The organism is Corallococcus sp. AS-1-6, from assembly GCF_020037015.1.
Taxonomy (GTDB): domain Bacteria; phylum Myxococcota; class Myxococcia; order Myxococcales; family Myxococcaceae; genus Corallococcus.
The window spans coordinates 117,856-130,838 of record NZ_JAIQDE010000020.1 but is presented as its reverse complement, the minus strand read 5'-3'; the positions used below and the strand labels follow the sequence as shown (position 1 = coordinate 130,838).

The following is a 12,983-nucleotide window of genomic DNA, read 5'->3' as shown; positions in this document are numbered from 1 at the left end:
TGCCTAAAAATTCCAGGGCTTAGGGGTCATGGTAGCCTCCCCACCCTCCACCGATGGCCACCGATAGCGAGTCCCCCAAGCCCGTCGCGCCTGCTTCCGGCGCCGCCCCCGAGCTTCGCCTGTTGGATCGGCGTGCGTTCGTGGGCTTTCCGGCCTTGGAGGTCCAGCCCGGGCTGCGCATCGCCGACTTCGCGCTCCAGATTCCGGACGTCAGCTTCCCGTTCAACGTCAGCGCGGGCGCCACGCGCTACCAGCGCAAGAAGCTGCTCTTCGGCTTCCTGGAGCTGACGGTCGACGCGGACCTCGTCACGCGCAAGGTGGCGGAGCTGGCCGGGCGGCTCGCGGGCGTGGAGGAGCTGCGGCTGCACTTCCGCCCCGGCTACCTGGAGGGCCAGGGCCGGCTGCCGGCGCCGGAGCGCACGCCGTTCACGTTCAAGATCGCCTTCGACGCGGACGGGGACCGGCTGGCCGTCTACGTCTACGACGTGCGGCTGTATGGCTTCTCCGCCACGCCGTCCGTGCAGTTGCCGGGCCTGCTGTCGGAGGCCGTGGGCGCGCTGGGCCTGTTGCCGGACGTGGAGGTGCGCGGCGCCACCGGCTTCTCCACCCGCGTGCTGCCCGCGCTGTGTGAGCGGGCCGCGCTGAGCCGGGGCTACAAGGTGCCCACGCTGGACACCGCGCGCCTGTCCGCGGCGGAGGTCTCGAGCACCGGCCTGCGCCTGCGCTTCGCCGCCGGAGGGCTGCCGCCGCCCGCCGCGCCGGACGAGGAGCTGATGCTGGCGCTGGAGGGCGCCCGGGCCTTCGCGGACGCGGAGGGGCTGGTCGCGCAGGGACGGCTCGCGGAGGCGCGGCAGGCGTACCTCCAGGCCGGGGACGCGCAGGACGCGCACCCGTTCGCGGCGGAGCGGCTGCTGGCGCTGCTGGTCGCGGATCCGCAGGCGCATGACCTGGCCCTGGACGTGGCGGCCACGCTGTCACGCCGCCGGGACCGCAGCCCCGCGGCGCTGTGGGGCGAGGCCGTGGTGCGCGAGCGCCGGGGCGAGGGTGCCCGCGCGGCGGAGCGCTACCTGGCGCTGTGCGCGCTGGCCCGTAGGACTTCCGAGGAGGCCGCCGCGTTCTTCGCCGCCGAGGCCGCCGCGCGCTCCTCGCGCGACACCGCGCCCCAGGTGGCGGTGAAGGCGCTGCATGAGCTGCTGGGCCTCAAGCCGGACCACCTGCCTTCGCTGAAGGCGCTGGCGCGCGCGTCGGATCAGGCGCGCGACCGGGCGGGCGCGGTGCGGGCGTACCGGCGGCTCGCGGCGCTGGCTCGCGACCCGTTGGAGGCCGCGGACGCGCACGTGCACCTGGCGCGGCTGTGCGCGCAGACGGAGGACGACATCGCGGGGGCCCGGCTGCACTGCGAGGCCGCGCTGCGCCTGTCGCCGGACCAGCCAGACGCGCTGCTGCTGTTGGGCGAGCTGTGCCACCGCGGCGGTGAGCACCTGCGCGCGCTGAAGGCGCTGGACCGGCTGCGTGAAGTGTCCATGGCGCGCCATGAGCTGGACCGCGTGGGACAGGCGGACCTGCTCGCGGGCCGGGTGTGGGAAGAGGGCCTGAAGCAGCCGGAGAACGCGCTCCTGCGCTACCGCGAGGCCGTGTCGCTCTTGCCCGGTGAGCCGGAGCCGCTGTTCGCCTCCGCGCGCGTGGCGGAAGGCCTGGGCCGGTTGCAGGAGGCCCTGAGCGGCTACCAGCAGGCGCTGGAGCTGGCGGGGCCGGCGCCGCGCTCGGAGAGCGTCCGTCACGCCGCGCACGAGAGCCACCACGCGCTGGCGCGCCTGTCGCGCACGAAGCTGGGCGACCCGGCGCGGGCGCGTGAGCACCTGGAAGCGGCGCTCGCGTTGGATCCGCGCGACGCGGTCGCGCTGGAGGAGCTGATCCCGTACTTCCGCGTCACCGGCCGCTCGCAGGAGCTGGCCGAGGCGCTGGAGAAGGCCGCCGCCCTCAAGGAGGAGCCGAAGGCCCGCGCCGCGCTGTGGGCCGAGGCGGGCGAGCTGTACCGGGGCAAGCTCCAGCAGGCGGACAAGGCCGACAAGCTGCTCACGCTCGCGCTGGAGGCGGACGGCGACCACCGTCCCGCGCTGGAGTCGCTGCTGGCGCTGGCCGAGGCCCGCCGCGACGGCGCGCAGCTCACCCGCTGCCTCGCGGCGCTGGCGCGGCTGACGACGGAGCCGAAGGAGCGGGCGCAGAAGTACCGCCGGCTCGCGGTGGCCGCGCGTGACCTGGCCTTCGACCTGGACCTGGCCGTGCACGCGTTGCAGGAGGTGCTGCGCGCGGAGCCGGACGACCTGCCGGCGCTGGGCGAGCTGTGCGCGTTGCAGCGCAAGCGCTCCGACCTGGCGGGGCTCGCCACCGCGCTGGAGGACCGCGCGCGGGTGGCGGAGGCGCAGGGCGACAAGCGGCTGGCGGCGGCGGCGCTGCGCGAGCTGGCCGGCGTGCTGGAGGCGCGGCTGGGCCGCGTGGGTGACGCGCTGGTGGCGCTGGAGAAGGCCGCGCGGCTCGCTCCGGACGCGGCGGTGCTGCTGGACCTGGCGGACCTGAGCCTGCGCTGCGAGCGGCCCGAGCACGCCCGGCGCGCGCTGGAGTCGCTGCTGGCCACGCTGCCGCGCACCGCGGCGCCGGAGAAGCTGGCGGACGTGCGCGCCCGGCTGGGCCGCGCGTGCGAGCTGTTGGGTGACCGCGAGGGCGCCATCGCCGCGTACGCGCAGGCGTTCCCGCTGCGGCGGCTGGACGACGTGCTCGCCACGCGGCTGGAGGCCCTCTACACGGAAGCCGGCGAGACGCAGGCGCTGGCCGAGCTGTGGGCCACGCGCGCGCAGGCGCTGGCGGGCGCGGACCGGGCGGAGGAGGCGGCGCCGCTGTTCCTCCAGAGCGCTCGCGCCCTGCTGGAGCGCGGGGAGAAGGCCGCCGCGCTGATGCGCCTGGCCTCCGCGCTGGAGGCGAGCCCCGAGGGGCCGCTCGCCGCGGAGGTGCTGGAGGCCCTGGCCGAGCTGGAGCTGGAGCGCGGCGAGAAGCTGGAGGCGGCGCGGCTGTACGCGCGGCGGGCCACGCTGGTTCCGGATGCGCGGGCGGGCTCGAAGCTGCTCTTCCGCGCGTCGCTGCTGGCCGCGGGCACGAGCCGCGAGGAGGCCTTCCTCGCGGAGGCGCTGGAGCGCGACGCGACGTTCGCGCCAGCGCGCATCCGCCGGGGCGAGCTGCGGCTGGCCACGGATGCCCGCGCCGCGCTGGAGGACTTCGAGGCGGTGCTGGCCCTGCCGCCCGCGGACGTGGACGCCCCGCGCGAGGCGGAGCGCGTGGCCCTCACGCGCAAGGCCGCCACCGCCGCCGTGCGCGCGAACCGCACGGACGCGGCGCGGCGGCTGCTCGCGGAGTTCTGCGCGCGCACGCCGGAGGACCTGGACGCGCGCCTGGAGCTGGCCGCGCTGCACCGCAAGGCCGGCGCCCGCGAGGCCCTGGCGGACCTGCTGGTGGAGCTGTGGCCGCGCCTCTCCGGAGACGCCCGCCGTCAGGCCCGCCGCGAGCTGGCCGAGCTGTGCCTCGCCCTGGGCCGCGCGAGCGCCTCGGCGGATTCGCTGCGCAGCCTGCTGGCGGAGGAGCCGCAGGACGCGTGGGCGGCGCAGGCGCTGCTGGAGCTGCTGCCCCCGCCCGGCACGGGCACGCCGGAGGAAGAGTCCGAGCGGCTGGAGCTGCTGGGCACGCTGGTGTCCGCCGCGTCGGGGGAGGCCCGCGCCGAGCTGCTCGCGCGCCGGGCCACGCTGCACCGGAGCGCCGGCCGCACGGGTCCCGCGCGCGACGACTGCGCCCAGGCCGCGAAGCTGTCTCGCCGGCCCGCGCCGCTGCTGCTGATGCTGGCGGAGCTGGCGCGCGAGGCGTCGGACGCGCCCGCGGAGCTGGAGGCGTGGCGCCGCGCCGTGGCCGCCGACGCCACCCTGGGCGCCCGCGCCCGCGAGCGGCTGCTGGCCCTGGCCTCCGTGCTGATGGAGAAGGACGAGCGCGCCTCCGCCGGAGACGCGCTGCGCGCCGCCATCGCGCTGGAGCCGCCCGCCGACGCGCGGTGCGATGCCTTCTTCCAACTGGCCGAGCTGGCCCGCCGCGAAGGCAAGCCCGCGGACGAAGCCGCCGCGCTGGCCGAGGCCGCGCGCCAGGGGCCCATCGCCCGCCGCGTGGAGGCGCTCCTGCTGCGCGCCGCGCTGCTCGAAGCCCAGGAGGACCGCGAGGCCGCCGCGCGCGACCTGGAGGCCGCGCTCATCCTGGCGCCGCGCCACGAGGAGGCGACGCTCGCGTTGCAGCGCGTGCTGCGCGATCTGGAGGACTGGGCCCGGCTCGCGGAGCTGCTCGCCGCCGAGGCGCCCCACGCGCCGCCCGCCGCCGCCGCGTCGCTGTACTCGGAGCTCGCGAGCCTCTACCTCGACCGGTTGGGGCAGGGCGCGCCCGCGGAGGCCGCGCTGCGCCAGGCGCTGCGGCTGGCCCCGGCGGACGCGGCGGTGCGCCGCCGGCTGGTGTCGCTGGTGGCCGGCCGGGGCGAGCTGCTGGAGGCCGCGGGCCTGCTGGAGGCCGCGGCGGAGGACGCCGACGCCGCCGAGGCCGCGGCGCTGCTGCGCGAGGGCGTCACCTACGCGCGGCAGGCCCAGGAGCTGGACCGGGCGCTGGCCCTGGCGCGTCGCGCGCATGAGCGGGTGCCCGCGAAGGGCGAGGACCTGGCCACGCTGGCGGACCTGCTCTACGCGCGCGGCGCGGTGCGCGAGGCCCTGCCGTTGCAAGAGGCCCTGGTCCAGGCGGCGGACTTCCGCGCGGCCCCGGAGGCGGCGGAGGCTACCAGCCTGCGCCTGGGCGACCTGGCCGAGCAGGCCGGCGACGTGAAGCGCGCGGTGGCCGCGTACCGGTCCCTGCTCACGCAGCGCCCGCTGTGCGAGCGCGCCGTGGAGCGGCTCTCCGCGCTGCTGGAGCGCGACGATCCGCGCGGCGCCTTCGAGGTGCGCGTCGCCCACGCGCGCGTGCTGGCGCCGTCCGAGGACACCGTCGCGCGGCTGGTGTCGCTGGCGGAGCGGGCGCGCGAGGCGCTGGCGGACGCGGGCATCGCCGCGTCCCTGCTGTCCCACGCGGCGAAGATGGCGAAGGAGCCGCTGCCGCTGCGCCGCCGGCTCGTCGCCCTCTACCGCGAGACGGGCCGCACGGCGGAGCTGCTGGCGGAGCTCCAGCCGGTGGCCGCGCTCAGCCTCGAGGCTGGAGACGTGGACGCCGCGCTCGCGGCCTACGACGAGGAGGCCCGGCTCGCGGAGTCGATGGGCCGCACGGACGACGCGCTGCGCTCGCTCGCCAACGCCCGCGACCTGCTCGCCGCCGGTGAGCGCAACGCCGAGGCCGCCGCGTGCGAGCGCCGCCGCGCGGAGCTGCTGCGCGACGTGAAGCTGGACCTGAACGCGGCGGAGGCCTCGCTGGAGCGCGCCTTCGGGCTGGCCGCGGAGCTGGACACCGCGCGCATGGGCGCGGCCCTGGCCGAGCGCCGCGACGACGCCGCCGCCGAGGCGCGCTGGTGGGAGCGCGGGCTGCCCCGGATGACGGGCACGCGCGAGGGCGCGGCGGTGCTGCTGCGCCTGGCCCGTTTGCACCTGGGCGAGCTCGCGGACACGGCGAAGGCGGAGGGCTTCCTGCGCCAGGCCCTGCGCCAGGACCGGTGGCTCGCGGAAGCCGAAGGCCTGCTCGCGGAGCTGCTGGAGCGCGACGGCCGGCTCGCGGAGCTGGCCGCCTGGTACGAGGAGTGCGCGGAGTCGGAGATCGACGCCGACCGCCACGCGGCGCTGCTGTACCAGGCCGCGGTCCTCTACCGCGACCGCGCGAACAAGCCGGAGGCCGCCGCCGCCGCGCTCATCGCCGCGCGCGCCGCGAAGCCGGACGACCTGAACCTGACCGCGCAGGCCGCGGAGCTGCTGCACCAGGTGCGCCGCCCCGCGGACGCCGCCGAGTTCGACGCCATCCTCCTGGAGGCGGACCCCTTCCGGGAGCCCGTCTTCACGCGCCACCGCGCCTACCTGGAGGAGAGCGGCGAGCGCCAGGCCCTGGCCGAGCTGATGCTCCGCCGCGCCGAGCGCCAGACGCCCGCCGAGGCCGCCGCGAGCTACCTCGCCGCCGCCAGCGCCTTCCGCGAGGAAGGGGCCCGCGAGCGCGCCATCCTCTGCGAGGACCGCGCCTTCGAACTGGACCCCGCCAACGCGGAGGCCTTCCAGCACGTGCGCGAGCGCGCCGCCGGAGACGTGCGCCGGCTGGCGGACCTGCTGGGCCAGCGCGCGGAGGCCGTGGCCCCCACGGAGGCGCTGCCCCTGCTGCGCGAGCGGGCCCAGCGCCTGCTGGACGCGGGCGAAGCGCTCAAGGCCGCGGAGGCCTTCGACGACTACCTGGGCCGCGCGGGCGGCGACGTGGACGCCCTCTGCGCGCGCGCCGAGCTGGCCGCCCAGGGCGGAGGCCCCGCCGCCGCGCAGCCGTATGACCGCCGGGTGCTGGCGCTGGGCGGGGACTCGCTGCCGGTGCCGGTGCGCGTGCGCACGTGGCTGCGCCTGGGCCACGCGTCGCTCGCGTCGGGCGCGTTCCACGACGCGGCGGATGCCTTCGAGGCGGTGGTCTCGCTGGAGCCGGAGGGCGCGCGCGGCGGCGAGGCGCTGTCGCTGCTCGCGGAGGTCCACTCGCGCACGGGCAACGGCCCCGGCCTGTACCGGGCGTCGTTGCAGTTGGCGCGCAGGGCCCAGGACGCGGCGACGGAGGAGGTGCTGCTGCGCCGCGCGGCCGACCTCTTCGACGACCCGCGCGAGGCCATCGACGCGCTGGTGCCCCTGGCGCGGCTGCGCCCCGCGGACGCGGGCGTCATCGACCGCGCGGTGGAGGGCCTGCGCGCCCTGGGCCGCCATGGCGACCTGCTGGGCATCTACGAAGCGGGCGCGGAGGCCGCGGGAGGCTCGCGCGCCGCGGAGCTGCTGCTCGCCGCCGCGTCCGTGGCGAACGAGTCGCTGTCGGACGCGGACACGGCCTGGGCCCTCACGCGCCGCGCGGCGGAGGCGGACCCGGAGAACCCGGCCGCCCTGCGCGCCCTGGTGGACGGCCTGCGCGCGCGCAAGGAGTCCACGGAGCTGCTCGCCGCGCTGGAGCGGCTCATCCCGCTCACGGACGACGCGGACGAGTCCGCGGTGCTCCGGCTGGAGTTCGCGGGGCTGGCCAGGGACGCGGCCCGCGAGGAGGCCGCTCGCGACGCGCTGGAGGCGGTGGTGGCCCGGGGCGCCTCCGGTGCCGGCTACGCCGACGCGCTGGAGGCCCTGGAGCCGCTGCTCGGTGACGCGCACGCGCGCCGCGCTGAGGTCCGCGTGGCCCGGGCGGAGCTCGCGTCGGGCGAGCAGCGCGTGTCGCTGCTGGTGGCCGCCGCGCGCGCCTTCGAGAAGGCGGGCCTGCTGGAGGACGCGCTCAAGGCCGCGAAGGCCGCCGTCGCCACGGAGCCGGACCTGCGCGCCGCGCTGCTCGTCGCGCACCTGCACCGCGCCTCCGGGGACGCGCCCCGCGCCGCCCGCGCGCTGCTCCAGGCGGCCCGGCTCGCCGCGCCGGAGGAGCGCCCCCCGCTGCTGCTGGAGGCCGCCGGCCTCTGGGAGAAGGCGGGCGAGATGGGCGAGGCGCTGGAGGTCGTCGAGCGCATCGCCACCGACGCGCCGGACATGCTGTCCGCGTCGGAGCTGGCCGAGCGCTTCGCCCGCCTGGGCGCCTTCGCGCGCGCCCTGGACGTGGGCTTCGCGCCCGCCATGGCCGCGGGCGAGTACACCGACGCGCTGGCCATGGCCGCGCAGGCGGGAGACGCGGCCCGCACGCGCGTGGCCCTCTGGGCCCTGGTCGCGACGCCGGACGCGGACCCCGCCCACGCCACCGCGCTGGCGGACGGACTGCGCGAGGACGCGGAGTGGGAGGGCCTGCTGGAGCTGGCGGCCCTGTCCTACGACCGGGACGCCGCCTTCGCCGTGGCGCTGCGCGACGAGGTGCTGCGCGCCCGTCCGGCCCCGGCGCTCGCGCGCCTGCGCGCCCTGGAAGAGCTGGGCGGAGAGCCCGGCCTCGGCGCGCGCCTGCTGCTCCTGTTGCCGGAGCTGGGCCTGGAGCCGGAGGCCCTGGCCGAGGCGGTGCTCGCCCGCGTGCGCGCGCTGCCGGAGCCCGCGCGGCTGGAGTCCCTGGCCTTCGCCGCGGACGGCTGGCCCGCGCGCCGCGAGGAGCTGCTGCGCGAGCGCTACGCCCTGGAGCGCGAGCTGGGCCACCTGGAGTCCGCGGAGCGCACGCTGGCGCTCATCGCCCAGGACACGAAGGACGCGAAGGCGCGCGCGCTGCTGCACCTGGAGCGCGGCGAGCTGCTGCAAGGCCCCCTGGCCCAGCCCGCGGAGGCGCGCGAGGCCTTCGAGGCCGCCCTCACCGACGACGCGGACAGCCTCGCCGCCGTGCGGGCGCTGCTCGCGCTGGTGGACGAGGCGCGCGAGTCCACGGTGTTCCTCGCGCTGGCGGACACCCTCGCGAAGCTCGCGGGCGCCGACGCGTGGGCGCCGTACCGCGAGCGCCTGGCGGACGCCTACGAAGCACAGCAGCGCTGGGCCGAAGCCGCCACGCAGTTGGAGCAGCTCCCGGACTCGGACGAGCGGCTGGCCCGCCGCGTGAAGTTCGCCGAGGCGCGCGGCCTGGTGGGCGAGGCGCTGCGGCTGCGCGAGCGCCTCACGCGGGACCCCGCGGAGCTGGAGGTCATCCTCCGCGGCTACCTGGACGCGCAGCTCGTGGGCCCGGCGGTGCGGCTGGCGGAGCGGCTCGCGGACGCGAACCAGCTCACGCCCGCGCTGACGCGGTGGGTGACCGAGCGCTTCTCTCCGACCCCGGACGGCGCGGTGCTCGCGGTGCGCTTCTGGCCCGCGCTCCTGCGGGAGAAGTGGCCGGACGTGGACGGCTGGACGTTGTACGCGGAGGCGCTGCGCGCCCTGGGCCGTCCGGAGGCGGAGCGCACGGACGGCATCGGCGCCGCGCTCGTGGGCAGCGACGCCCCCGCGCCGCGCGCGCCCGTATCCCGGCTGGAGCGGCCCGCGCAGGACTTCCAGCACCCGGAGCCGGACGGCCTGGTGCCGGTGACGGAGGCCAGCCTCGCGCGGCTGCACGTCGCGCTGAAGCCGGTGCTCGAGTCGCTGGGCGCGCAGGGCGTGCGCGTGTCCGTCGACCCGCGCGGCGGCGTGGAGGCGTACCTCACGTCGCCGGACGCGCTGGTGCTGGGCGCGGGCGCGCTCGGCTGCTTCGGCGCGGTGGAGCTGGGCTGGCTGTGCGCGCTGGCGCTGGCGCTGGGCTCGGAGGGCGTGGAGCTCACCCGCCCCGGCGCGGTGCTGGCGTGGGAGGACGCGGCGGTGGCGGCCTGGCGCGCGATGCCCGCGTCGCTGGCGGCGGGGCGCGTGCTGGCGCGGCTGGACTCGGACGTGCGCGGCGGTGACCCGGCCGGCGTGGATGTGGGAGCGGTGCTGTCCCGCAGCGAGGCCTTCCGCCAACTGGCCCTGGCGTCGCTGGACGCCTAACCTGGAGCGCGTCATGCACCTGAAGCGACTGGCAGTGGCGCTCTTCCCCGCGGCGGCCCTGGCCGTGGCGGTGGGCTGTTTCAACGACCCCGTCTACCCGGGCGACCAGGTGATGGGGACGTTCCGCTTCCAGGCGAAGCTGGACGCGGCGCGCACCACGTGTGACGCGGGCTCGCGCGACTTCGCGCAACTGGACGACGCGGGCAGCTTCTACTTCGAGGGCACCTTCTCCCGAGACACCGACGCGGGCACGGGCTTCTTCACCGTGCAGGGCTTCTCGCGCGACGCGGGCTACACCGGCCAGAGCGTGTCCTCCACCCACCGCGCCATCGCGCGCCGCGACTCGTGCGGCACCGGCTGCGAGGACTCCGAAATCGAGGAGGCCATGGACGTCATGCTCCTGAGCGACAGCCAGGCGCGCAACGTGGCCCGCGACTGCAAGCGCCTGGACGGCGGCGTGCCGGAGGGCGACCTCCCCGCGCCCACGGAGAACGGCTACGACGTGTCGCTCGCGTGCGGCACGCTCACGGACGTCTTCCTGCCGAGCAAGAGCGGGAGCAAGAGCTGCACGTGCAACCCCAGCACCTGCACCACCGTGTACACGGTGAGCGGCGACCGCATCGACTGAAACACCCGGGGCCCGTCCCCGTCGTGTAACGTGCGCCGCCCCGAAGTGGAGGATGGAATGGCGAAGCGTGCGGTGGTGCTCCTGTCCGGAGGCCTGGACTCAACGACGTGCCTGGCGATGGCGAAGGCGGACGGCTTCGAGCCGGTGTGCCTGTCCATCGCCTACGGGCAGCGCCACGCGGTGGAGCTGGAGCGGGCGAAGAAGGTCGCGGCCACCATGGGCGTGCGCGACGTGCGCGTGGTGACGGTGGACCTGCGGCAGGTGGGCGGCTCCGCCCTCACGGACGACATCCCCGTGCCCAAGGACCGCACGGAGGACGCCATGTCCCACGACGTCCCCGTCACCTACGTGCCCGCGCGCAACGCGCTGTTCCTCTCCATGGCGCTGGGCCTGGCGGAGGTGGTGGGCGCCACGGACATCTACATCGGCGTCAACGCGGTGGACTACAGCGGCTACCCGGACTGCCGCCCGGAGTTCATCCGCTCCTTCGAGTCCATGGCCCAACTGGCCACCAAGGCGGGCGTGGAGGGCGCGACCTTCAAGGTGCACGCGCCGCTCTCCGGCCTCACCAAGGCGCAGATCATCCAGGCCGGCGTGAAGCTGGGCGTGGACTACGGGATGACGCACTCCTGCTACGACCCGGACGCGCAGGGCCGCGCGTGTGGCCGCTGCGACAGTTGCCTCCTGCGCGCGAAGGGCTTCCAGGAGGCGGGCGTGCCGGACCCCACCGTGTACACGGACGGGGTGCGCTGATGCTCCCGGCGGCAGGCTTCATGCTGACCCTGGCGCTGCTCGGAGGCGCACCGAAGTCCGCCGCGCCGAAGGCGGAACTGGTGGACGCGGCCACCGTCATCCCGGACCTGGTGCTGGACCTGCGCTACGCGACGAAGGACAACTTCCTCAAGCGGCAGGTGTACCCGGACGGCGCGCGGTGTCTGTTGTTGCCGGACTCGGTGAAGCGCCTGTCGCGGGCCGCGGAGGTGCTGCGGGCCCAGGGCTACCGGCTGAAGGTGTACGACTGCTACCGGCCGCGCGCGGTGCAGTATGAGATGTGGAAGATATTGCCCAAGCCCGGCTACGTGGCGGACCCGCGCAAGGGCTCCAATCACAACCGGGGCGGGGCGGTGGACCTGACCCTGGTGACGAAGGACGGGGCGGAGGTGGAGATGCCCACCCCCTTCGACGACTTCACCCCCGCGGCGCACCACGGCTACACCGGCGGCACCCCGGCCTCCCGCGAGCACCGCGAGGTGCTGCGCAAGGCCATGGAGGGCGCCGGCTTCCAGCGCAACCGGATGGAGTGGTGGCATTACGACCTGCCCGGCGCTACGAAATTGCCGGTGCTGGACGTGCCCTTCGCCGCGGCGGGGTGAAGCCTGGCCGCCTGCCGGCCCAGTGGTTTCGCGCGGTTGCGTCATGGACTGCGCGTAGGTGGGCGCGCGCGGGGAGTGCCTGCTATTCCTGGCGTCCCATGAGTCAAACGCTCGCGGCCGGCCTGGAAAACACGCTCATTTCTCCGAACTCGGGAGCCGCGGCGCTGGCTCCCACGCTCACCCCGGGTGCGTCCACGACCCAGCGGCGCAACACGGTGCTGCCGCGCGTGGAGTGGAAGGGGCAGCAGCCCAGCGTGATTCCGCTGCAGCGCGAGCGCTTCGAGGAAGTGCGCCCGCTGGGGCAGGGCGGCATGGGCGAGGTGGTGCTCATCCGCGACCACGACATCGAGCGGGAGGTCGCGCTCAAGCGGCTGCCCCCGGGCGCGGACCTGGACCGGGTGCTGCGCTTCGTGGAGGAGATCCGCACGGTGGGCATGCTGGACCACCCGAACATCGCGCCCGTGCACGACGTGGGCGTGGATGAGCAGGGCCGGTACTACTTCCTGATGAAGCACCTGAAGGGCGAGACGCTGGAGTCCATCATCGCCCGGCTGCGCAACTCGGAGCTGGACGCGCTGGTGCGCTATCCGTTCCAGGTGCGGGTGCAGATCTTCCTGGGCGTGCTGCACGCGGTGGCGTACGCGCACGGCAAGGGCTTCATCCACCGCGACCTGAAGCCCGCGAACATCATGGTGGGCCCCTTCGGCGAGGTGACGGTGCTGGACTGGGGCCTCGCGCGCCGCGTGGGTGCGTCCGCGGCCAGGGCCCTCCCGGAGGGCACGCCGAACAACGACCTGCACTCGGCGCGGCCGCTCCAGACGGAGCTGGGCTCCGTGGTGGGCACGCCGCTCTACATGTCCCCGGAGCAGGCGCGCGGCGAGCATGAAACGATGGACGCGCGCAGCGACGTCTACAGCCTGTCCGTGCTCTTCCACGAGCTCCTGTCGCTGTCGCACTACCTGGAAGGCATCCAGTCCGTGCCGGACATCATGACGGCGGTGCAGACGCGCGAGCTGAGCATGGGGGCCATGCACAAGCACAGCGCGCAGGGCCCGGTGCCCGCGGAGCTGATGTGGTTCGTGAAGAAGGGGATGAGCAAGGACCCCAAGGACCGCTTCGAGTCCGTGGACGACATGGTGGCGCAGTTGCAGGCCGCGCTGGAGGGCCGCATCCACGTGCACTGCCAGCGCACGATGCTGAAGAAGACCCTGCACAAGGGCCTGCGCATCGCGGACCGCAACCCCATGGCCCTCACGGCGGCGGGCCTGGTGGGCGCGGGACTGGTCATCGCGTCGGCGGTGAACCTGGGCATGTCGCTCTTCGGCGCGATGCTGCACTGAGCTTCAAGGCAGGCACGTAACTTCCGGGCGCGTCCGGGGTTGAATGCAT

Annotated in this window: 5 protein-coding genes; all 5 read left to right on the top strand. The window is 76.0% G+C overall.

What is annotated here, in order from left to right:
* The first annotated feature begins 53 nt into the window (after positions 1-53).
* The 5 genes from K8612_RS25540 (at position 54) to K8612_RS25520 (ending at position 12,934) form a co-directional block, all read left to right on the top strand.
* On the top strand, positions 54-9,593 hold the full coding sequence (locus K8612_RS25540; RefSeq protein WP_223764208.1) for a flagellar hook-length control protein FliK: 9,540 nt from the start codon (positions 54-56) through the stop codon (positions 9,591-9,593).
* Between the two features lie 13 nt (positions 9,594-9,606).
* Positions 9,607-10,221 (top strand): hypothetical protein, encoded by a 615-nt coding sequence (locus K8612_RS25535; RefSeq protein ID WP_223744129.1) that lies wholly within the window; start codon positions 9,607-9,609, stop codon positions 10,219-10,221.
* A 57-nt stretch (positions 10,222-10,278) separates the two neighbouring features.
* Positions 10,279-10,974, top strand: a complete 696-nt coding sequence (gene queC, locus K8612_RS25530) for a 7-cyano-7-deazaguanine synthase QueC (protein WP_223744128.1) — start codon at positions 10,279-10,281, stop codon at positions 10,972-10,974.
* A complete protein-coding gene (ddpX, locus tag K8612_RS25525; RefSeq protein ID WP_223764207.1) occupies positions 10,974-11,594 on the top strand; it encodes a D-alanyl-D-alanine dipeptidase in 621 nt (206 codons plus the stop codon). Before queC ends, ddpX begins: the two co-directional genes overlap by 1 nt.
* Positions 11,595-11,692: 98 nt before the next feature.
* Positions 11,693-12,934, top strand: coding sequence for a serine/threonine-protein kinase (locus K8612_RS25520; RefSeq protein ID WP_223764206.1), 1,242 nt, complete (start codon positions 11,693-11,695; stop codon positions 12,932-12,934).
* Positions 12,935-12,983: the final 49 nt, after the last annotated feature.

What these genes read in the sequence shown, in the direction of transcription:
- K8612_RS25520 (WP_223764206.1), top strand. Translation starts at nt 11,693, where the DNA reads ATGAGTCAAACGCTCGCGGCCGGCCTGGAAAACACGCTCATTTCTCCG.
- ddpX (WP_223764207.1), top strand. Translation starts at nt 10,974, where the DNA reads ATGCTCCCGGCGGCAGGCTTCATGCTGACCCTGGCGCTGCTCGGAGGC.
- K8612_RS25540 (WP_223764208.1), top strand. Translation starts at nt 54, where the DNA reads ATGGCCACCGATAGCGAGTCCCCCAAGCCCGTCGCGCCTGCTTCCGGC.
- K8612_RS25535 (WP_223744129.1), top strand. Translation starts at nt 9,607, where the DNA reads ATGCACCTGAAGCGACTGGCAGTGGCGCTCTTCCCCGCGGCGGCCCTG.
- queC (WP_223744128.1), top strand. Translation starts at nt 10,279, where the DNA reads ATGGCGAAGCGTGCGGTGGTGCTCCTGTCCGGAGGCCTGGACTCAACG.